We start from the raw sequence: 21,154 nt of genomic DNA on the forward strand, positions 1-21,154 counted from the left end.
TCAGGGACGGCGCGAACACACCGTCTCAGCGCCGGGCTTCAGTGCGCATCGGCGATGTGCTGCGTACCGATCCGCTTCCTGAACACCCAGTACGTCCATCCCTGGTAGAGGAGCACCAGCGGAGTCGCGATCGCGGCGCACCAGGTCATGATCTTCAGGGTGTACGGGCTGGACGAGGCGTTGGTGACCGTGAGGTTCCAGGCCTCGTTCAGCGAGGACGGCATGACGTTCGGGAAGAGCGTCAGGAAGAGCATGGCGACCGCGGCCGCGATGGTCACGCCCGACAGCGCGAACGACCAGCCTTCGCGCCCGGCAGCGATCAGTGCGATGGCGGCGACCAGCGCGAGAGCCGCGACGATCATCGCGATCAGGCTCTTGCCGTCGCCGTTCTCGGCCTGGGTCCAGATCAGGAAGGCGAGCGCCAGCGCCGCGGTCACGCCGCCCAGCATCACAGCCAGCTTCCGGGCCCGGACCCGGATGTCGCCGACCGTCTTGAGTGCGGTGAAGACCGCGCCGTGGAAGGTGAACAGGGTGAGTGTCACCAGACCGCCCAGCAGGGCGTACGGGTTGAGCAGGTCGAAGAAGTCGCCGACGTACTCCATGTCCCGGTCGATCTTCACCCCGCGCACGATGTTGGCGAAGGCCACACCCCACAGGAAGGCCGGCACCAGGGAGCTCCAGAAGAGCACGTGCTCCCAGTTGGTCTGCCAGCGCTCGTCGGGCCGCTTGTGGCGGTACTCGAAGGCCACCACGCGCACGATCAGACAGAGCAGGATGAGCAGCAGCGGCAGGTAGAAGCCGCTGAACAGGGTGGCGTACCACTCGGGGAAGGCGGCGAAGGTCGCGCCGCCCGCGGTGAGCAGCCAGACCTCGTTGCCGTCCCAGACCGGGCCGATGGTGTTGATGAGAACCCGGCGTTCCTTGCGGTCGCGCGCGAGCAGCTTCGTGAGGACGCCGACACCGAAGTCGAAGCCTTCGAGGAAGAAGTAGCCGATCCACAGAACGGCAATCAGGACGAACCAGACGTCGTGGAGTTGCATGGTGGTCTCTCCTCCCTCAGTACGAGAAGGCCATGGGGCGGTCGGCGTCCTTGCCGTCCCCCCCGATCCTGGTGGGCGGGTTGAGGTCGTTCTCGTCGAGTTCCGGCGGGCCGGCCTTGATGTACTTCACGAGCAGCTTGACCTCGACCACCGCGAGGATCGCGTACAGCGTGGTGAAGGCGATCATCGACGTGAGGACCTCGCCCTGCGAGACACCGGGGGAGACGGCGGCGGAGGTCTTCAGTACGCCGTACACGACCCAGGGCTGGCGGCCCATCTCGGTGAAGATCCAGCCCCACGAGTTGGCGATCAGCGGGAAGAGCATCGTCCACAGCGCGACGATCCAGTAGACCGAGGCGAGCCGGGGGCTCAGTGCCTTCCGCCGGAACAGCACCAGGTTCGGCACTTCGTCCTCGCCGGTCCGCAGCCCCGGTGGGAGCAGGAACTTCTTCCGGGTCAGCCACAGGCCGAGGATCCCGAGCCCGAAGGACGCCATGCCGAAGCCGATCATCCAGCGGAAGCTCCAGTAGGCGACGGGGATGTTGGGCCGGTAGTCGCCGGGCCCGTACTTCTCCTGCGCGGCCTTGTTGAGCTCGTTGATGCCCGGGACGTACTCGGTGAAGTTGTTGTGGGCGAGGAAGGACAGTACTCCGGGGACCTCGACGGCGACCCGGTTGTGGCCCTTGTCGACATCACCGATCGCGAAGAGGGAGAACGGCGCGGGCGCCTCGCCCTCCCAGAGGGCCTCGGCCGCCGACATCTTCATCGGCTGCTGCTTGTACATGACCTTGCCGAGCTCGTCTCCGCTGATCGCGGTCATCAGACCGGCGATCACGACGGTGACCAGGCCGAGCCGCAGCGAGGTGCGCATCACCGGGATGTGCTTCCTGCGTGCCAGGTGGAAGGCCGCGATGCCGACAAGGAACGCTCCGCCGACCAGGAAGGCGGCGGTGATGGTGTGGAAGAACTGGGCGAGCGCGGTGTCCTGGGTGAGGACCTTCAGGAAGTCGGTGAGCTCGGCCCGGCCCCGCTCCTCGTTGATCCGGTATCCGGTCGGGTGCTGCATCCAGGAGTTGGCCGCCAGGATGAAGTACGCCGAGAGGACCGTGCCGAGCGACACCAGCCACATGCAGGCGCAGTGGATCTTCTTGGGCAGCTTGTCCCAGCCGAAGATCCACAGTCCGATGAAGGTGGACTCGAAGAAGAACGCGATCAGGGCCTCGAAGGCGAGCGGTGCGCCGAAGACGTCACCGACGAACCGCGAGTAGTCGGACCAGTTCATACCGAACTGGAACTCCTGCACGATCCCGGTCGCGACGCCCATCGCGATGTTGATCAGGAAGAGCTTGCCCCAGAACTTCGTAGCCCTGAGGTACTTCTCCTTGCCCGTCCGTACCCACGCCGTCTCCAGGCCGGCCACCAGAGCCGCGAGCGAGATCGTCAGGGGGACGAAAAGGAAGTGATAGACGGTGGTGATACCGAACTGCCATCGCGCCAGGGTCTCCGGCGCCAAAGCCAGGTCCACGTCGCCCTCTCCTTACGTCGCCGTTGTCGTCGGCATTTCGCCCCACTTGCCCCACTGATCCCGGGACGAACAGGGACACGCTTGTGAACGCGTTCACATTCACAAGCATTATGTCGCACGCCCATTCGGAGCAGCCAGGGGGGTACCCCCTTCACGACGCGGTGCCCCTGCGAACCTCACACGGCTCGCAGGGGCACCACCCGCCCCACAACACCAGCACCAGCACCAGCACCAGCACCGACAGCGGACCCCCTGCCGCCGGGACGCGCTAGAGCTCCTTGCGGAACGCCGCCGCCGCCCCCAGGAAGAGATCGTTGGCCTCGACCTCGCCGATCGTCACTCGCACACCCTCACCCGCGAACGGCCGCACCACGACGCCCGCCTTCTCACAGGCCGCCGCGAAGTCCGTCGTCCGCTCCCCCAGCCGCAGCCACACGAAGTTCGCCTGCGTCTCGGGCAGCGTCCAGCCCTGTCCGCGCAGTTCCTCGTGCACGCGCGTGCGCTCACCGATCAGTGCGTCCACCCGCTCCAGCAGCGCGCCCTCCGCCCGCAGCGAGGCGACCGCCGCCTCCTGAGCGATCTGGCTCACCCCGAAGGGCACCGCCGTCTTGCGCAGCGCCGCCGCCACCGGCTCGTGCGCCACCGCGAAGCCGACCCGCAGGCCGGCCAGCCCGTACGCCTTGGAGAAGGTCCGCAGCACGGCCACATTCGGCCGGTCCCGGTACAGCTCGATCCCGTCCGGCACCTCCTCCACGCCGTCGCCGGAGCGGATGAACTCCCGGTACGCCTCGTCCAGCACGACCAGCACGTCGCCCGGCACCCGGTCCAGGAACCGCTCGAGCTCCGCCCTGCGCACCACGGTGCCGGTGGGGTTGTTGGGGTTGCAGACGAAGATCAGCCGGGTCCGCTCGGTGATCGCGTCCGCCATCGCGTCCAGGTCGTGCACATCGCCGTCGGTCAGCGGCACCGGCACCGCCGTCGCCCCGCTGACCTGCGTGATGATCGGGTACGCCTCGAACGACCGCCAGGCGTAGATGACCTCGTCGCCGGGGCCCGACGTCGCCTGCAGCAGCGACTGGGCGACACCGACCGAGCCGGTGCCGGTCGCCAGGTGCGAGACGGGCACGCCGAAACGCTTCGCCAGCTCCTCCATCAGCCCCGTACAGGCCATGTCGGGGTAACGGTTGAAGCCGCCCGCCGCCTCGACCGCGCGCTCCATGACACCCGGCAGCGGGGGGTAGGGGTTCTCGTTGGAGGACAGCTTGTACGCCGCCGGGCCTTCGGCGTCCGCGACCGCGGCCGGCTTCCCCGGCTTGTACGTGGGAATGCCGTCCAGCACCGCGCGCAGCTTGGGGCTCGTCTCGCTCACTTCAGGGGCCTCCTCGACCGTACGTACCACCAATGCTCCTCACCTTATGAGGATTGGGCGGCGCTGCGAAGGGGCTGCGGGCCCCGCCCCGGTGAGGGCGTGACGGCCGGGGGGCGCGCCCCCACCACTTGCGTGCGCCGGTGGCTCACGCCGTGGCGCGCGTCCCTCGAACTGGTGAGTTGAGACCTGCCCGCAACCTCTGGCAGGTGCCGGACGCACACCTTCGGCCACCTGCCTCGACAGTGCTACTCCCCCCAACTCCCTTGGGTTCCATGGTCCATGAGGGGCTTGACCCATGCAGAAACGTGCCTGTCAATCGGCGCATATGCGCGCAGGCCAATCGGTCCCCAGCGCCCTACTATCGGCTCGCCATGACAGCAGCAGGGAAGCATCAGGTGAGCCGGACCGAGACACCCCGGCGAGGCAGTCGGTCAGGACGTGCGGGCATCCGGGATGTTGCCGCCGCAGCCGGTGTCTCCATCACGACTGTCTCCGACGCCCTCAACGGCAAGGGCCGGCTCCCGGACGCCACCCGTAGCCACGTCCGCGAGGTCGCCGACCGGCTGGGCTACCGCCCGTCGGCCGCGGCCCGCACGCTCCGTACCGGAAAGTCGGGCCTCATCGGCCTGACCGTCACCACGTACGGGGATGAACCTTTCACCTTCACCGAATTCGCGTACTTCGCGGAGATGGCCAGAGCCGCGACCTCGGCCGCGCTCGCCCGCGGTTACGCGCTGGTCATCCTCCCCGCGTCCTCCCGGCACAGCCCCTTCGACGTGTGGCAGAACGTCGCACTCGACGGGACCGTCGTCATCGACCCGTCCGACGACGACCCGGTCGTCACCGAGCTCATGCGCCAGGGCCTGCCCGTCGTCTCCGACGGCCGCCCCTCCGGGGCCCTCCCGGTCACCGCCTGGGTCGACAACGACCACGAGGCGGCCGTACTCGAACTCCTCGACCACCTCGCCGACGCCGGAGCCCGCCGTATCGGCCTGCTCACCGGCACCACCACCGACACCTACACCCGGCTCTCCACCACCGCTTACCTGCGCTGGTGCGAGCGCGTGGGACAGGACCCGGTGTATGAGTCCTACCCGGCGCACGACCCGTGCGCAGGCGCCGTCGCGGCCGACCGGCTGCTCGCCCGGCCCGACCGCCCGGACGCCGTGTACGGACTCTTCGACCCCAACGGCACCGATCTGCTGGCCGCGGCCCGGCGCTACGGACTGCGGGTCCCCGAGGACCTGCTGCTCGTCTGCTGCTCCGAGTCGACTGTGTACGCGACCACCGAGCCGCCCATCACCACACTCTCGCTGAAGCCCCGGCGGATCGGCACCGCCGTCGTGCAGCTCCTCATCGACGCCATCGAGGGGCTCGACACGGGGCACCCCATCGAGCAGGTGATACCGACCGAACTGATCATCCGTACCTCGTCCCAGCGACGCCCGCCGCGCACCACGGTGAGCGCCCCGCGTTCGCCCTCGGGGGACTGAATTCCGGCGGGCGCCGGGGCGGCGGAGGGGACCGCCCCGCGCCGACGGGAGACCGGCACGGGTACCGATCTCCGCAATCCGGACGAAACAACCGGTGAACTGCCGGTGTACCCGGATTCACCACCCCTGGTGCCTCACACAGCGCGGGCCGCATTCCTATGATGGGCGCACGACACGACGGACCACCGGGACCAGGTGGGATCCCAAGGTGTACGGCGGCGCGACGGTGGTGGAGGGGTCAATGACTCAGGGGGCCGGTCAGGGACCCGCAGTGCGTACGGCGACGTTGCGGGATTTCCGGGTGCCTCCTTACGCCCAGGCTCCCGTCGCGACGTACGACGCCTCGCAGGTGTACGACCAGGAACAGGCGTACGACCACGAGCAGGCACATGCCGGGCAGCAGGCCTACGAGCAGGCACGTCCCGGGCAGCAGGCCTACGGGACGGCGCGGGGTCTCGTTCCCGAGCAGGCGCGGACGGCCGCACCCGCGGTCGCGCCCGAGCCCGACCGCGAGCCGGGGCAGTCCTACGGCACGGAGGGACCGGTGCAGTCCTACAGCCCGGAGGGAGCGGTGCCGTCGTACGGCGCGGAGGGTCCCGTGCAGTCCTACGGCGCCGGGACAGCCGTCCCTTCGTACGGCGCCGAGGGAGCCGTGCCGCCGTCGAACACCGCCGAGGACTCCGTGGCGTCGTACGGCCCGGCGCGACTCGCACAGTCGTACGGCCCGGACGGTGAGCCGGAGCCTGCGGGACCGATCGCCGACGAGGAGCCCGAGGGCTACACGCCCACCCAGCGCGATCTCCCGGTGATAAGCCGCCACGACCGCGGCGGCCCCGGTGACACCCTGCGCATCCCGCAACCCGACTTCCCCTCCGCGCAGGACGGCGAGGGGCTGGGTCCCCTGTTCGTCGTCGGCGATGTGCACGGCTATCTGGTGGAGCTGCTCGACGCGCTGCACGAGCAGGGCCTCATCGACGACGAGGGCCATTGGGCCGCGGGCAACGCCCGGCTCTGGTTCCTCGGCGACTTCACCGACCGCGGCCCGGACGGCATCGGCGTCATCGACCTGGTGATGCGGCTCTCCGCGGAGGCCGCCGCCGCGGGCGGCTACTGCAAGGCCCTCATGGGCAACCACGAACTGCTGCTGCTCGGCGCCCGCCGGTTCGGCGACACCCCCGTCAACTCCGGCGCCGGAACCGCCACCTTCCAGGCGGCCTGGCTGCTCAACGGCGGCCAGAAGCACGACATGGAGCGCCTCCAGGACGTGCACCTCCAGTGGATGGCGCGGCTCGACGCGGTGGTGCTGGAGGACGGTCACCTCCTGACCCACTCGGACACCACCGCCTACCTCGACTACGGCGACACCATCGAGGACGTCAACGACAAGGTCCACGCCATCCTCACGCGCAACGACGCGGACGAGTGCTGGGACGTCTTCCGCAAATTCACCAAGCGCTTCGCTTTCCGTGACGAAGGCGGTGCCGATGCCGTGAGGGAACTGCTGGCCGCATATGGCGGCGAGCGCATCGTCCATGGTCACAGCCCGATTCCGTACCTGCTCGGCGAGGTCGGCGGCGAGGACGCCGGGGACGGAGAGGGCAGCTCGGGGCCGGTGGTCGAAGGTCCGCACGTGTACGCGGACGGACTGGCCATCGCGATGGACGGCGGGGTGACCATGGCCGGAAAGCTGCTGGTCGTGCAATTGCCGTTGAATGACGGAGCGTGACGCGGGAAGTCGTACATCCTACGAACGCGCTCCCTGCGCCGGACCAATTTCCGGAAACCCCCTGTCACCCCGTGACGTAGGCGCTCTACCATCGGGTTATCCGTAGCAGGCTCTCCTCCGTTTCCGCCCAACTGCCCCACCGAAGCGGGCAACCCGGCCCTACGGAGCATCGGGGGATGCACATGAACAGCGTTCCGCATCTGCTGGCCGAGGACCGCCCGGAGTTCGAGCGGACCCTCGACGAAGCACTGCGCACCGTGCACGAACGCCCGGACCTCGCCGCGCTGGAGCAGCGGCTGAACAGCGAGCAGCTGCGCACCGCGGCGCTCAACGCCAGAGAGATAATCGCCGGCCACGCCTCGGCCGAGTACGACCACTACGTCAAGGTGCGCCGCGAACTGCGCGCCCCCGCCCTGCCCGTGGCAGGCGGCCTGCTCCCGCCCGGGATGGGAGAGCACGCCGAGACCTCGGGGGCGGGCGCGGTCGCGGTCGTCGCGGTGCTGACCCCCGTACTGGCCGGGGTCGCCGCCGTGGTGCTGCTGCTCATCGGCTATCTGCTGAGAATGCTCAAGCCCGAACCCGCCGCGGCCGACGCGCTGGTGACCGCCGGCTGGGTGTTCGGCGCGCTGACCGCGGCGGGCCTGCTCGGTGCGGCGATCGGACTGCTCTTCACCGCCCTGCGCAACGGCTCGACCGCGGTCCTGGTCGGCCGCCACGACCGCGGCACCGAGGAGATCGACCGCGCCAGGGAAGCCTGGAAGCACGCCCTGCTGGAACGGGGCATCGTCCCCTTCCTGCGGGACGCGCTCACCCGGCCGTCCGAGCCCGCTGCCGAGTCCGCCCCCGCCCCGCCCCGGCGGACGGGCCGCATCCCCGGCCTGGGCTATTCCCGCCCGGACTTCAGCAGCCCCAGCGAGAACAGCGGCAACAGCAACGGGCACAAGACCCGCCCCAGCTTCTCCAGTCCGGATTTCTCCAGCCCCGACTACGGCGGCCCGGACCACAAACCGGAGTGACGGGAGTGGCCCGGAGCCGCAGATTCCACCGGGATTCAGGGACACCGGGACTCAGGGACACCGGGACTCAGGGACACCGGGGCTCAGGGACGCCGGGGCTCAGGGACGCCGGGACTCAGTGGCGCCGGGACTCAGTGGCGCCGGTGCCCAATGGCGCCGGTGCTCAGTCCGCGATCGGCAGGTAGACCCGGTTGCCCGCGGCGGCGAACTCCTTGGACTTCTCCGCCATGCCCGCCTCGATCTCCTCGGGCGTCCCGCCGTGCTCCCGCCGGATGTCCTGCGAGATCTTCATCGAGCAGAACTTCGGACCGCACATCGAGCAGAAGTGCGCGGTCTTCGCCGGTTCGGCGGGCAGCGTCTCGTCGTGGAACTCCCGCGCCGTGTCCGGGTCGAGAGCCAGGTTGAACTGGTCCTCCCACCGGAACTCGAAGCGGGCGTCGCTCAGCGCGTCGTCCCACTCCTGGGCACCGGGGTGCCCCTTGGCCAGGTCGGCGGCGTGCGCGGCGATCTTGTAGGTGATGACGCCGGTCTTCACGTCGTCCCGGTTGGGCAGCCCCAGGTGCTCCTTGGGCGTCACGTAGCAGAGCATCGCGGTGCCCCACCAGGCGATCATCGCGGCGCCGATGCCGGAGGTGATGTGGTCGTAGGCGGGGGCCACATCGGTCGTCAGCGGGCCGAGCGTGTAGAACGGCGCCTCCTCGCAGATCTCCTGCTGGAGGTCGATGTTCTCCTTGATCTTGTGCATCGGGACGTGTCCCGGGCCCTCGATCATGGTCTGTACGTGGAAACGCTTGGCGATCGTGTTCAGTTCCCCGAGCGTCCTCAACTCGGCGAACTGGGCCTCGTCGTTGGCGTCCGCGATCGAGCCCGGCCGCAGGCCGTCGCCGAGCGAGTACGTCACGTCGTACGCCGCGAGGATCTCGCAGAGCTCCTCGAAGTTCTCGTACAGGAACGACTCCTTGTGGTGCGCCAGGCACCAGGCCGCCATGATCGAGCCGCCGCGCGAGACGATGCCGGTCTTGCGGCGGGCGGTCATCGGCACGTACGCGAGGCGCACGCCCGCGTGGACGGTCATGTAGTCCACGCCCTGCTCGGCCTGCTCGATGACCGTGTCCTTGTAGATCTCCCAGTTCAGGTCCTCGGCGCGGCCGTCGACCTTCTCCAGTGCCTGGTAGAGCGGCACGGTGCCGATCGGCACGGGGGCGTTGCGCAGGATCCACTCGCGGGTGGTGTGGATGTTGCGCCCGGTGGACAGGTCCATGACCGTGTCGGCGCCCCACTGGGTGGCCCAGGTCATCTTGTCCACCTCCTCCTCGATGGAGGAGGTGACCGCGGAGTTGCCGATGTTCGCGTTCACCTTCACCAGGAACCGCTTGCCGATGATCATCGGCTCGATCTCCGGGTGGTTCACGTTCGCCGGCAGCACGGCACGGCCGGCCGCGATCTCCTCCCGTACGACTTCGGGTGCGACGTTCTCCCGGATCGCCACGTACTCCATCTCCGGCGTGATCTCGCCGCGCCGCGCGTACGCGAGCTGCGTCACGGCCTGCCCGTCGCGGCCCCGGCGGGGCTGACGGGGGCGGCCGGGGAAGACCGCGTCGAGGTTGCGGAGCCCGCCGCGCGGCGAGGTGTGCTTGATGCCGTCGTCCTCGGGACGCACCGGGCGTCCGGCGTACTCCTCGGTGTCACCGCGGCCGATGATCCAGTTCTCCCGCAGCGGGGACAGCCCGCGCCGCACGTCCGTTTCGACCGTCGGGTCGGTGTACGGGCCCGACGTGTCGTAGAGCGTCACGTCCTTCCCGTTGGTGAGGTGCACCTGACGGACCGGCACCCGCAGGTCGGGGCGCGAGCCCTCGACGTACCCCTTGTGCCAGCCGGGCTTCCGCTCGGCCCCGGCCGTGCTGTTCTCGCCGTGGGCAGGCGTGCGTGCATCCATGGTGGTCATGAGACCTACTCCCTACGCCGGCATTACCCGGTAACAGGTTCGGCGGTCGACGCAGCCGTGTCCGTACATGGGTGTACGGAGGTCAGCGCCCTCTCAGCCCGGTGCTCCGAGCTCCCGCGTGTACAAAGGTTTGACCCCCACGCTAGCGCCACCCCGGCCGCGCTGAACAGAGGGCCCCTGCCGTTCTTGCGATGATCGTGCGGTGACCCCACCACAGCCGCCCCCGCAGCCGACGCCCCCGCCGACGCCTCAGGGCCCCCCGACCCCACCCGCTCCCGCGCCGGGCCACGGCCACGGTCACAGCCATGGCCACGGCCCGTCCCTCCCCGTCTCCAAGCATCTGCGCAAGGTGATCGCGGCGGTGCTGATTCCGTTCGCCACGGCCGTCCTCGTCGGGCTCGCCGTGCTGTGGCCGGGGGGCGCACCCGCCCACGAGCGCACCGGGGTCGGTTTCGACCGGCAGACCCAGCAGGGCCGGGTCGTCCAGGTGGACGAGATCGACTGCAAGGACGCCAATGTCGCCCAGCAGCCCCCGCAGACCGCCCCTCCCGGTACGGACGACCCCTCCGGACGGCCGTCCCGGGGTAGCTGCAAGAAGGCGACGATCGAGGTCGCCTCGGGGTCGGACAAGGGGCGCACCTTCACCGAGATCGTCCAGCCGGACGCCTCACGGCAGTTGCAGGAAGGTCAGGGTGTGGTGGTCGCGTACGCCCCCGACGCGCCCCGCGAACTCCAGTACTCGGTGACCGATGTGGACCGGAAGCTTCCGCTCGCTCTGCTCGCCGGCATCTTCGCCCTGGCCGTGGTGCTCGTCGGCCGGATGAAGGGGGTGATGGCGCTGATTGCGCTTGTCGCCTCGTTCGCGGTGCTGACCCTGTTCATCCTGCCCGCCATCCTCCAGGGGTCGAATCCGCTGGTCGTGGCGGTGGTCGGGGCAAGCGCCATCATGCTGATCGCGCTCTACGCCTGCCACGGGCTGAACGCCCGGACCTCCGTGGCCGTCATCGGCACGCTCATCTCGCTGCTGCTGATCGGGCTGCTCGGTTCGCTCTTCATCGGCTGGGCGTTCCTGTCCGGCAACATCGACGACAACACGGGCCTGATCCACAGCCTCTACCCGTCGATCGACATGAGCGGTCTGCTCCTGGCCGGCGTCATCATCGGCTCGCTCGGCGTACTCGACGACGTGACCGTCACCCAGACCTCGGCCGTCTGGGAACTGCACCAGGCCGACCCCAGGATGGGCCCGCGCGCCCTCTACCGGGCGGCCATCCGGATCGGCCGCGACCACATCGCCTCCGTGGTGAACACCCTGGTCCTGGCCTATGCGGGCGCCGCCCTTCCGCTGCTGCTGCTCTTCTCCATCGCCCAGAGCAGCGTGGGTACGGTCGCCAACAGCGAGCTGATCGCCGAGGAGATCGTCCGGACCCTCGTCGGCTCCATCGGCCTGGTCGCCTCGGTGCCGGTGACGACGGCGCTCGCCGCCCTGGTCGTCTCGGCGGACCGCTCGGGACCCGGTCGGGGCGGATCCCGGCTGCGGCCCTTTGGCCCCGGGACATCCGGCCGGGGCGCTTCCGGTCCGGCGGCGTCAGGTCCGGGGACCTCCGGCCCGGCGGCCTCCGGTTCCGGGTCATCCGGTTCCGGGTCATCCGTGGTCGCGCCGCCGGTACGGACCGGGCGCGGGCGCCGCAGGAAGACCTGAGGCGGTGGCCGGAAGGATCCCGGCCACCGCCCCCGACGCACCGCCCGCCGGTCTCCCGCGGGGTCACGTGCGTGCCATAAACCTCGCGAACCAGCCTATTCCGGGCCGCACTTCAACCGGCGTTCTCCTCGGCGAGGATGCGGCCCAGCTCGCTTTCCAGGCACCCGGCATAGTCACTCTGCGTGTGCTCCTGGCCGAGTGCCACGAGCTTGTCCGTACGGTCCAGGAACGCCACGAGCGGTGCCGCGCTCGCTCTGAACAGCGCGCGGTCGCCGCCCACCTGGAGCCGGATGTGGACGTCGGCCAGCTCGTCCGGGTCGCTCGGCGAGATGTGCACATCGCCTTCGCCACAGGGCTCGTTGATCCCGTCCACCAGCAGCTCACGCCCGAAAGCCCAGGTCACAGGGGCATCACCGGGCAGATGGAAGGTCAGGCGAATCGCGTACGGGTCCTTCGCCTCGTACATGAGCTCCACCGGAATACGAAAGGAGAGCTCCTCCGAGACGAGGAAGCTCATCATCACCTCTGCCTGAACCGACTCGCGCATCGCCAACCCTGCCGTAGATGAAGTGGCCGAAACAATCGCTTTCGGCCCTCTTGACGCCATCGTGCTGGAAGCAGTAACAGATCACAAGGAGTGAGTTTTCAGATACTGATAGAGAACATGAGCGAACGGACCACCTCGCTGATTTCATAGCGCAGCCGTTCGACCGCCGGCCCGAGCCTGGCTTCGTGCGCGAGGGGTACGGATACGGCCATCACGGCGGCCGTCTGTCCGATGGTGAGGGGAATCCCCGCGCAGACCGTGCCGAGCGCGTACTCCTCGCTCTCCCACATCGTCTGCATCCGCTCCACCGCGGCGAGCCGTTCCAGCAGGGCCGTGTCGTCCCGCACGGTGAAGGGAGTGATCGCTTCGACGGGGTGCCTGGCGAGGTGGTCGAGGCGGGAGCGGGTGTCCAGCTGGGACAGCAGGCACTGGCCGATCACATGGGCGTGCGCAGTCTCGCGGAAGTCCGCCCACTCCCCGACCGCGGGAATATCGGTGCTCTCGGCGAGGGCCGCCAGTTCGATCTCGCCCTCGCGATAGACGGCGAAGTACACGGCCACGCCGAGCGTGTCGCGCCAGCGCTCCATGGTTTCGACGACCACGTCGCGGCGGAGTTGCCCGGCCCCTGCGCACCCGAGGCGGCTCGCGGCCGCACCGAGCACGAAAACACCCTGCTCACGACGGAGATATCCCTCGTGGGTCAGGGTGCGCAGCAGGTGGTACGCGGTGGGCAGCGGCAGCCCGGCCTCGCGGGCGAGCTGCTTGGCGGGCGCGCCGTCGGGGTGCGCGCTGACGGCCTCCAGCAGACGCAGGGCGCGCTGCACGGATCCGATCAGGGTGGGTGCGGGGCCGTCGGCGGGGGCGGGCGGATGTGCCGGCGCGGGCGGTTGCGCCTGTGCGGGCGGTTGTGCCGAGGCCGGCGGTTGTGCCGGGGTCGGCACAACGGCTGCTCGTGCTGCCGAGGGGGTGGTGCGGCGGGTGGGTGGGGTGGCCGGGCGAGCGGTGGCTCGTGCGGTGGGCTGGGCCGTGGCCATGGGGCACTCCCGGGGTCCCGAGGGGCAGTGCCGCCGCCGGAAAGCGGGAGTCCCGGGTGGCGGCAGCGGTTTTTCACCCTAACTGCCGTGCCCGGGGGCTCAGTTGTTTTCACGTGTCAGGTTCCCCCCGGCGGGCTAATGCCCGTACGGGCTGCTGACCCGCCCCGCGGCCGGGGCGGGTCAGGTCGCACCCCCTGGAGGGACCGCGGCACCGTGCGCCCGGGGTACCTCCCCAGCGGTCGCGCGAGCTCACCAGTCGCGCGAGGAGGAACTGCCCGGGGAGCTGGAGGAGGACGGCAGGAACCGCCGTACGACGTAGATCAGACCGCCCACCAGGGCGACGAGCAGCAGCAGCTTGAACAGCAGGCCGATCAGCGTGCCGATCGCGGCCAGGATCGTGCCGCCGAACACCAGCAGGACGAGGGCCGGAATCGCGACCCACTTCACCCAGCCCGGCAGGCCCGTGAACATCTCCCGTGCAGCCATTGTCTTGCCTCTCCCTCGGTCCGGGCCCTGCCCGGTGCGGCGGTGGGTCCCTTGGTTTCCCTGGCTTCGATGCTAGGCGGGGAACCACCCCCGGCAGGGGGCTCGCAGCCCTTGAAGACCCCTGATCCACCCCCTAGGGAACCCGGGGTGTTTCACGTGAAACCGTCGGGGGACGCCGCCGGCCGGGGAGGGCCCGTTCAGCTCTCCGGCGGGGAGAACACCACCAGGACCCGCAGGTCCTCCGAGATGTGGTGGAACTTGTGCGGCACGCCCGCCGGTACGTACACCACACTGCCGCGCGCGACCTGTGTCGTCTCCGTGCCGACGGTGATCGCCGCCCGGCCGCTCACGACGAAGTAGATCTCGTCCTCGTGGTGCGGCTGCTGCGGGTCGCTCTCGCCCGCACCGAGCGCGTACAGGCCGGCGGACATGTTCCGTTCCTTGAGGAACTGCAGATACGCGCCGTCGTTGGCGGCGCGTTCCGCCTCCAGCTCGTCCAGTCGGAATGCCTTCATGCCCGTCCGCTCCTCAAGGGGTGCCAGTGTCCTGCCTGCCTGACACCGATCATGTCTGCCACGATCAGACACATGATGAATTTGCTAGTCAAGACGATCGCCAACGCGGTGGCCCTCTGGGTGGCCGTGTGGCTGGTCGACGACATCAAGCTCACCGGTGCCGACACCGGCCACAAGGTGGGCACGCTCATCGTCGTCGCCCTTCTCTTCGGACTGGTGAACGTGCTCGTCAAGCCGGTGGTGCGGCTGTTGTCCTTCCCGCTGTTCGTGCTCACCCTCGGCCTGTTCACACTGGTGGTGAACGCCCTGATGCTGCTGCTCACGTCGTGGCTGGCCGACACGTTCGACCTGGCCTTCCACGTCGAGGGATTCTGGACGGCCGTCATCGGCGCCCTGATCATCAGCATCGTCTCCTGGGCGCTCAACCTGGTACTGCCCGACGGAAAGGACTGATCCGATGCCGATATCCGACGAGGACGGCGACGGCACCCGGGCGGTGCGCGCCGGTCTGCCCGATGCCGTCGCGTACGAGCCGACCCTCCCCGGCCCGGTCTTCGCCGCGCACTTCCACCTGCCCGGCGAACCCACGGGCCCGTACACCTACGGCCGCGACGAGAACCCCACCTGGACCCATCTCGAGCGCGCCATCGGCGAGCTGGAGGCACCGGACGGAACCCCCGAAGGCCCGGCACACACCACGGTCTTCGCGTCCGGCATGGCCGCCGTCTCCGCGGTACTGCTCTCGCAGGCGCGGACCGGCGACACGGTGGTCCTCCCCGACGACGGCTATCAGGCACTGCCGCTCGTACGGGAACAGCTGGAGGCATACGGGGTACGAGTGCGGACCGCGCCCACCGCGGGCGACGCGCAGATCGCCGAGCTGGCCGGCGCGAAGCTCCTGTGGATCGAGTCCCCCTCCAACCCGGGGCTCGACGTGTGCGACATCCGCCGACTCGTCGACGCCGCCCACGAGGCGGGGGCCCTGGTCGCCGTCGACAACACCCTGGCCACCCCGCTCGGACAGCGCCCCCTCGACCTGGGCGCCGACTTCTCGGTGGCCAGCGGCACCAAGGGGCTGACCGGGCACGGCGACATTCTGCTCGGGTACGTGACGTGCCGGGACGCCGAGCGGGCGGCGTCGGTACGGCGATGGCGCAAGGTCGTGGGGGCGATCCCCGGTCCGATGGAGGCGTGGCTCGCGCACCGCTCCCTGGCCACGCTCCAGCTGCGGGCCGACCGGCAGGGCGCGAGCGCACTGGCCCTGGCCACCGCTCTGCGCAGCCACCCGCGGGTGAGTGGGCTGCGCTACCCCGGGCTCCCCGAGGACGCCGCATACCCCGTCGCCTCGCGGCAGATGCGGCGGTTCGGCTGCGTGGTGTCCTTCACGTTGCCCGACAAGGACTTCGCCGAGAGGTTCCTGGCCGCGCTGCGGCTGGTCGACGACGCCACGAGTTTCGGCGGAGTGCGTTCCACGGCCGAGCGACGCGGACGGTGGGGCGGGGACGCCGTACCCGAGGGGTTCATCCGCTTCTCGGTGGGCGCGGAGGACGTCGAGGACCTGATCGTCGACGTCCTGCGGGCACTCGATGCGGCAGCCAATTAAGTAGCTGCGCGTAACTGTGGTGTGCAGGACGGACGGTCCGAACCTCCCCCCTCGTGGCTCGGACCGTCCCGGTTCTGCGCGCGAAGAACCGCCTGCACAAGGCTAGTTGACTCTGCGTCAGTGTCCAATCACGCTAGCGACAGAGACCTATCGACATATTTATACTGCGTCTTCGGGCACACCGGCGGGGACCGGACCACGGTGCCTGGACGGCGGGACGAGACGGAACAGCCATCCGTCCTCACCACCCGACGGCCGAGCACCGCGCAACGCGGAAGGCATGACATGGACCTGGCCCTGCTGCGCACCTTCGTCACGGTCCACCGGGCCGGCTCCTTCACCCGGGCCGCCGCGCTCCTGGGGCTGTCCCAGCCCGCCGTGACCGGCCAGATACGCACCCTGGAGCGGCAGCTGGGCCGTCCGCTGTTCCTGCGCCGGGCCCGGGGCGTCACCCCCACCGCCATCGGTGACGAGCTCGCCCACCGGGCCGCACCCCACCTGGACGCCCTTGTCGAGATCACCGAGCGCGGACTCGACGACAACTCCGGCGTGCGCACCCTGCACCTGGCGGGCCCGCCGGAGTTCACCTCTCTGCGCGCCCTGCCCGCGCTGTCCCCGCTCACCGCCCAGGGACTGGCGCTGCGGGTGTCCTTCGGCAGCTCCGAGGAAACCTTGGAGGGGCTCGCCGCGGGCCATCACGACCTCGCCCTCACCACCGACCGCCCGCGGGGCGGGCTGCTGACTGCCACCGCTCTGTGCGACGAGGAGCACGTCCTGGTGGCCGCACCGCGCTGGGCCAAGCACCTCACCCCGGAACTGCTCGCCGACAAGGGGGCCGTCGTACTGGAACAGCTCCCGGTGGTCGAGGTGCACGAGAGCCTGCCGCTCGTCGCCCGTTACTGGGCCGCCGTCTTCGACACCCCGCCCGCGGCGGCCGGCACCGTCATCGTTCCCGATCTGCGCGCCGTACTCAAGGCCACCGCCGCGGGTGCGGGCCTGGCGGTCCTGCCCCGGTACCTGTGCGAGGACGAGCTCGCGGCCGGCGAGGTGGTGGCGCTCCACGAGCCGGCAGTGCCTCCCCTGCGCACCTATTTCCTGGCGGTGCGCGCCGGCACACTCGCGCATCCGCACATCGCGCGGGCACACGAATGGCTGCTGCGTGCCGCGGGGGACTGGTGCTGAACGCCCCCTCGCCGGGGGACAACCGGGGCGCGGGAGTTTCGGAGGGGCCCTGGCGGGCCACGTTATTGCCATGACCGAACGTCCCGTGGTCAAGCGCACCGCACGCGCCGTCCTCCTCGACGGCGACCACCTCGTCCTCATCAAGCGCACCAAGCCCGGCGTCGACCCGTACTGGGTGACCCCGGGCGGGGGAGTGGAGCCCGGGGACAGCTCTGTCGTCGACGCCCTGCACCGGGAGGTGGACGAGGAGCTCGGAGCGAAGGTCACCGATGTGGTGCCCTGCTTCGTCGACACCGTCGAGCAGACCGCGGGCGACGCCGGAGAGGGGGCCGTCGCCGGGGTCAAGGTGCAGCACTTCTTCGTCTGCCGACTTGAGTCCATGGACCCCGCCCTGCGGCACGGGCCCGAGGTCGACGACCCGCTCGGCGAATACGAGATCGTCCGGGTGCCCTTCAGCAGGGTCGGTATCGCGGCCGTCCACCTCGTGCCGCTGTCACTGCGCCACTACCTCGACGGAAACATCGAGGGCGTGCGGGCACTCCTGGCTCCGGACCTGGGCTAGCGGCCACCGGCCACTGCCCGGGCTAACGCCCGCTCGGGACCCGTCGGTCCGGCCCCTGGCCCCCCGCGACCACGAGCTCCTCGACCGCGTCGTGGCGTATCCGGTCGCCCGGTATACCGGCCGTCCGCAGCGCGTCGAGTCCACTACGGATCATGCCGGGCGGTCCCGACAGGTAGGCGTCGTACGCGTTCCACGGGCCGAACTCGCGTACCGCGTCGGGGAATTGCGCACGGTCGTCGATCACCGGCCGCACCGACAGCCAGGAGTGCGACTTCTGCAGGCGCAGCATGGTGTCGATGTCGTACAGGTCGAAGTCGGTACGGGCCCCGTAGAACACCTCGACCGGGCGCCGCTCTCCGTGCTCGGCGACATCCTCCACCAGCGCCTTGATGGGCGCGATGCCGGTGCCGCCGCCGATGCACAGCAGCCCGCTGTCCGTGGTGTGGTCGACCGTCATTGACCCGGCCGGCGGTCCCAGCCGCAGTACGTCCCCCGGTCTGGCCCGGTGCACCAGCGCGTTCGACACCCAGCCCGCCGGAACCGCCTTCACGTGCAGGGTGAGCAGACCGTCCGCCCGGGGGGCCGCGGCGAAGGAGTAGTGCCGCCAGATCCGCGGCCACCACGGTGTCTCCAGGCTCGTGTACTGACCTGCCAGGAACGGGTACGGCTGGTCCGGGCGCAGGGTGACGACCGCGATGTCGGGGGTACGCAGGTCGTGCGCCACCACCTCGGCGTGCCACCAGGCAGGGGAGCGCAGTTCGCTCTCCGCCGCGGCGTCGATCATGATCTGCGAGATCGCCCGGTACGTACGCACCCACGCGTCCTCGGCCTCCTGGTCCCAGGTCACCGGGGCGTACCGGGCGAGCGCCCCGATGAGGGCCTCGCCGACGGCCGGGTAGTGGGCGGCCTGGGTGCCGTACTTGCGGTGCCCTGCTCCGAGGTTCTTCAGGTACTCGGTCAGCACCCTGGGGTTGTCCATGTGCTCCGCCGCAGTGAGCAGCGCCTTGAACAACCGGTCCCGCTGGGTGTCCATCGCGGGCGGGAACATCTCGCGCAGGCCCGGATACCGGGTGAACAACAGCGCGTAGAAGTACGAGGTCGCCCGGTCCGCAACCGGTTCGAGCTCGGCCAGCGTGCGGCGCACCCGCAGCGCGTCCGGAGAGGGTTCGGGGGGCGCGGGAGCCGCTGCGGGCAACCCCATGTCCATGGGGGCCCCGTCGCCGGCTCTGCTCACCGGATCTGCCGTACCGCCGCTGCGGCTGCTTCCCGTCGGGCCGCCCTGGCCGTCACCGACCGCCGTGCCACGGGGGCCGGCCGGTACGGCGGTGGTATTCGGAGCATCCATTCCGTGCCTCGCCTCGAACGTCATGTGGTCGCGCTACTCCCTCATTGAGAACAAGGCGGAAAGGCTGCGCGCGTCGACCTCGGACTGCTTCTCGGCCGCAGCTCCCGTCGTCGCAGCGTGTCAGTCCGTACCTCGAATTGGCCGAAGACCGGGAAGTCCGGGTTTCCGGTCTCTCCTTCCCTCTAGGCTGCCTTCCGCCCATGCCTGCACCCCGCCTGTGGCCCTGCGGCCCGGGAGCGCCTTCCCTGGAACGCGGGCACCATTCCCCCGGGCCCGCACTCGGAGCAGGCTGTGATGTTTCTCGTGAAACACCCGGCAAAGGAGGGTTGCGCCCCCATTGGCCGCGGCGGGCCGAGCCGATTCACCACGCACGGCGACTGCGTTCACCTGGTGTACGGGCCGACTTCAGCGGCGATGTTTCACGTGAAACGGGTTCCGGTAAAACGGTGGACGAACGATCTCCGCATCCGACAGCCTGGCCACCATGCCCTCGCCGCTCGCCGAACTTCCCGTCCGTCGCCTCACCCTGCGGGACCTCGCCGCCTGTGCAGACCTCAGCGAGGAACACGGTCGGCCACGTACCGAGCGCACCTGGAGTCTGCTGCTCACCGCCGGCACCGGGTACGGCATCGACGCCCCGGACGTCCCAGAAGGAAAGCGACTCCTCGCCGCCTGCACCCTCACCGCCTACGGGCTCGAAGCCCCGCACGCTCCCTCGTACGCGGTGCTGGGCATGCTCCTCGTCTCGCCGCGCCACGAGCGCCGCGGCCTCGGCAGCCGCATGGCCCGGCACGCCCTGGCCCAGGCGGGCAGGGCCTACGTCGCCCTGTATGCACCCGCATCCAGCGACGGGTTCTACGGACGGCTCGGCTTCACCGTCGCGGGCCGGTCCGACACGTTCCGGGGACACTTCCGCCCTTCCGGTCCGTCGGCCTCGGTCGCCACCCGCCCTGCCACTCCCGACGACCTCGCGGCGATCATCCGCCTGGACACCAAGGTGTTCGGCCACGACCGCACCGCCATGATCGCGAGGCTGCCCGCCTTCGCCGACCGGATCCGCGTGGCCGAGGACAAGGACGGACTGCTGGGCTACGCGGCCCTCTGGCCCGAACGGGACGTCGACACCGTAGGCCCGTTGATCGCCCGCGACACTGATACCGCAAAGGCCCTGGTCGCCTCCCTCGCCGACGACACCGGCCATCCGCTGCGCATCGACATCGACACCCGCCACGCCGAGCTGAGCGACTGGCTGCGGGCCGGAGGGCTCGCCAGGGTCTCCTCCAGCGCCACCATGTCGTACGGCGCCTCCGCCCTGCCGGGGGATCCCCGTCGCCGCTTCGCTCCGCTGGCGACCGCGGCGGGCTGAGGCCCCGACCGGAAGCGGTCCCCGCCTCGCAGCCGGGGCCGCGCACCACGAGCGGTGGGCCCGGAACGGGCGACTAATTGCAGGCGCGGGATATTGCGCTCGTCGCCTATCCTGGAGACCAGGCACAGCCTGACTGGCCGCTCCGCAGACCGCGGGACCATTTGCTCCGCACGCCGGAGACGGGGACGAGGAGAGAACCGATGACCGCGACCGATCCGGCACTCACCGCCCTCGCCCAGGGCTGGTGCGCCCTGTCGCTCCTGCACAGCCGCATCGAGACGCACATCGAGAAGGCGCTGCAGGCCCGCCACGACCTCAGCGTCCGCGAGTACTCCCTTCTCGACGTCCTCAGCCGCCAGCACAACGGACCCGGCGGCCACCTCCAGATGCGCCAGGTCGCCGAGGCCGTACTCCTCAGCCAGAGCGCGACCACCCGCCTGGTCACGCGCCTGGAGGACCGCGGACTGCTCACCCGCTACCTCTGCGACACCGACCGGCGCGGCATCTACACGGACGTCACCGACGCCGGACAGGTCCTCCTCACGCAAGCCCGCCCGACTCATGACGCCGCCCTGCGCGAAGCGCTCGCCGCCGCTGCCGAGAACCCCGAACTCGCCCCCCTGGTACGCACCGTGAAAGAACTGCGCACACCCGCCTGAGCTGCGTAATCTGCGGTCATGACCGCTACGAACGGCCCG

At 70.0% G+C, this 21,154-nt stretch carries 19 protein-coding genes and 1 riboswitch; of the genes, 10 read left to right on the plus strand and 9 right to left on the minus strand.

Annotated elements, in window-relative coordinates; genetic code table 11:
• Positions 1 to 38: 38 nt before the first annotated feature.
• The 3 genes from cydB to hisC form a co-directional block, all read right to left on the minus strand.
• Entirely contained in the window at positions 39 to 1,040 is a 1,002-nt protein-coding gene (gene cydB, locus ACFWVV_RS08550; RefSeq protein WP_384342956.1) for a cytochrome d ubiquinol oxidase subunit II, read from the minus strand.
• 16 nt (positions 1,041 to 1,056) lie between these two features.
• Positions 1,057 to 2,565, minus strand: coding sequence for a cytochrome ubiquinol oxidase subunit I (locus tag ACFWVV_RS08555; protein WP_384342954.1), 1,509 nt, complete (start codon positions 2,563 to 2,565; stop codon positions 1,057 to 1,059).
• A gap of 268 nt (positions 2,566 to 2,833) precedes the next feature.
• Complete coding sequence (gene hisC / locus ACFWVV_RS08560) at positions 2,834 to 3,934, minus strand: histidinol-phosphate transaminase (RefSeq protein ID WP_384342952.1); 1,101 nt, start codon at positions 3,932 to 3,934, stop codon at positions 2,834 to 2,836.
• 371 nt (positions 3,935 to 4,305) lie between these two features.
• Here hisC and ACFWVV_RS08565 point away from each other — a divergent pair, with 371 nt between their 5' ends.
• The 3 genes from ACFWVV_RS08565 (at position 4,306) to ACFWVV_RS08575 (ending at position 8,169) form a co-directional block, all read left to right on the plus strand.
• Positions 4,306 to 5,427, plus strand: coding sequence for a LacI family DNA-binding transcriptional regulator (locus tag ACFWVV_RS08565; protein WP_384342950.1), 1,122 nt, complete (start codon positions 4,306 to 4,308; stop codon positions 5,425 to 5,427).
• Between the two features lie 241 nt (positions 5,428 to 5,668).
• Positions 5,669 to 7,153, plus strand: a complete 1,485-nt coding sequence (locus tag ACFWVV_RS08570) for a metallophosphoesterase (protein WP_384342949.1) — start codon at positions 5,669 to 5,671, stop codon at positions 7,151 to 7,153.
• 176 nt (positions 7,154 to 7,329) lie between these two features.
• Positions 7,330 to 8,169 carry a hypothetical protein gene (locus tag ACFWVV_RS08575; protein WP_384342947.1) on the plus strand — a complete coding sequence of 280 codons (840 nt, stop codon included), beginning with the start codon at positions 7,330 to 7,332 and terminating at the stop codon, positions 8,167 to 8,169.
• Positions 8,170 to 8,332: 163 nt separating this feature from the next.
• Here the strand turns inward: ACFWVV_RS08575 and thiC are convergent, their stop codons facing one another.
• Positions 8,333 to 10,114 carry a phosphomethylpyrimidine synthase ThiC gene (thiC, locus tag ACFWVV_RS08580; RefSeq protein ID WP_384342945.1) on the minus strand — a complete coding sequence of 594 codons (1,782 nt, stop codon included), beginning with the start codon at positions 10,112 to 10,114 and terminating at the stop codon, positions 8,333 to 8,335.
• Positions 10,107 to 10,242, minus strand: a riboswitch (TPP riboswitch). (Overlaps the previous gene by 8 nt.)
• A 74-nt stretch (positions 10,243 to 10,316) precedes the next feature.
• Between thiC and ACFWVV_RS08585 the strand changes: the two genes are divergently transcribed.
• On the plus strand, positions 10,317 to 11,816 hold the full coding sequence (locus tag ACFWVV_RS08585) for a YibE/F family protein (protein ID WP_384342944.1): 1,500 nt from the start codon (positions 10,317 to 10,319) through the stop codon (positions 11,814 to 11,816).
• A gap of 112 nt (positions 11,817 to 11,928) precedes the next feature.
• Here ACFWVV_RS08585 and ACFWVV_RS08590 read toward each other — a convergent pair whose 3' ends face one another.
• The 4 genes from ACFWVV_RS08590 to ACFWVV_RS08605 all read right to left on the minus strand — a co-directional run bounded on the left by ACFWVV_RS08590 (position 11,929) and on the right by ACFWVV_RS08605 (position 14,398).
• Positions 11,929 to 12,363: an SsgA family sporulation/cell division regulator gene (locus ACFWVV_RS08590; protein WP_384342942.1), complete on the minus strand. Its 435-nt coding sequence runs from the start codon at positions 12,361 to 12,363 to the stop codon at positions 11,929 to 11,931.
• A gap of 98 nt (positions 12,364 to 12,461) precedes the next feature.
• Entirely contained in the window at positions 12,462 to 13,397 is a 936-nt protein-coding gene (locus ACFWVV_RS08595) for an IclR family transcriptional regulator (RefSeq protein ID WP_384342940.1), read from the minus strand.
• Positions 13,398 to 13,646: 249 nt separating this feature from the next.
• Positions 13,647 to 13,883: a DUF5326 family protein gene (locus ACFWVV_RS08600; RefSeq protein WP_384342938.1), complete on the minus strand. Its 237-nt coding sequence runs from the start codon at positions 13,881 to 13,883 to the stop codon at positions 13,647 to 13,649.
• A gap of 197 nt (positions 13,884 to 14,080) precedes the next feature.
• Entirely contained in the window at positions 14,081 to 14,398 is a 318-nt protein-coding gene (locus tag ACFWVV_RS08605; RefSeq protein ID WP_384342937.1) for a cupin domain-containing protein, read from the minus strand.
• A 72-nt stretch (positions 14,399 to 14,470) separates the two neighbouring features.
• Here ACFWVV_RS08605 and ACFWVV_RS08610 point away from each other — a divergent pair, with 72 nt between their 5' ends.
• The 4 genes from ACFWVV_RS08610 (at position 14,471) to ACFWVV_RS08625 (ending at position 17,745) form a co-directional block, all read left to right on the plus strand.
• Positions 14,471 to 14,851: a phage holin family protein gene (locus ACFWVV_RS08610; RefSeq protein ID WP_384342935.1), complete on the plus strand. Its 381-nt coding sequence runs from the start codon at positions 14,471 to 14,473 to the stop codon at positions 14,849 to 14,851.
• Positions 14,852 to 14,855: 4 nt separating this feature from the next.
• Complete coding sequence (locus ACFWVV_RS08615) at positions 14,856 to 16,001, plus strand: cystathionine gamma-lyase (protein WP_384342933.1); 1,146 nt, start codon at positions 14,856 to 14,858, stop codon at positions 15,999 to 16,001.
• A gap of 285 nt (positions 16,002 to 16,286) precedes the next feature.
• Positions 16,287 to 17,183: a LysR family transcriptional regulator gene (locus ACFWVV_RS08620; RefSeq protein ID WP_384342931.1), complete on the plus strand. Its 897-nt coding sequence runs from the start codon at positions 16,287 to 16,289 to the stop codon at positions 17,181 to 17,183.
• A 70-nt stretch (positions 17,184 to 17,253) separates the two neighbouring features.
• A complete protein-coding gene (locus tag ACFWVV_RS08625; RefSeq protein ID WP_384342929.1) occupies positions 17,254 to 17,745 on the plus strand; it encodes an NUDIX domain-containing protein in 492 nt (163 codons plus the stop codon).
• 22 nt (positions 17,746 to 17,767) lie between these two features.
• Here ACFWVV_RS08625 and ACFWVV_RS08630 read toward each other — a convergent pair whose 3' ends face one another.
• The gene (locus ACFWVV_RS08630) at positions 17,768 to 19,090 is read right to left on the minus strand and encodes a globin domain-containing protein (RefSeq protein WP_384342927.1); all 1,323 of its coding nucleotides are present in this window, start codon (positions 19,088 to 19,090) and stop codon (positions 17,768 to 17,770) included.
• 484 nt (positions 19,091 to 19,574) lie between these two features.
• On the opposite strand from ACFWVV_RS08630, the gene ACFWVV_RS08635 reads away from it, so the two are divergent.
• Positions 19,575 to 20,456 carry a GNAT family N-acetyltransferase gene (locus ACFWVV_RS08635; protein WP_384342925.1) on the plus strand — a complete coding sequence of 294 codons (882 nt, stop codon included), beginning with the start codon at positions 19,575 to 19,577 and terminating at the stop codon, positions 20,454 to 20,456.
• Positions 20,457 to 20,656: 200 nt separating this feature from the next.
• Entirely contained in the window at positions 20,657 to 21,115 is a 459-nt protein-coding gene (locus ACFWVV_RS08640; protein ID WP_384342923.1) for a MarR family winged helix-turn-helix transcriptional regulator, read from the plus strand.
• The last annotated feature ends 39 nt before the right edge of the window (positions 21,116 to 21,154 follow it).

Source organism: Streptomyces sp. NPDC058663 (assembly GCF_042716745.1).
GTDB lineage: Bacteria > Actinomycetota > Actinomycetes > Streptomycetales > Streptomycetaceae > Streptomyces.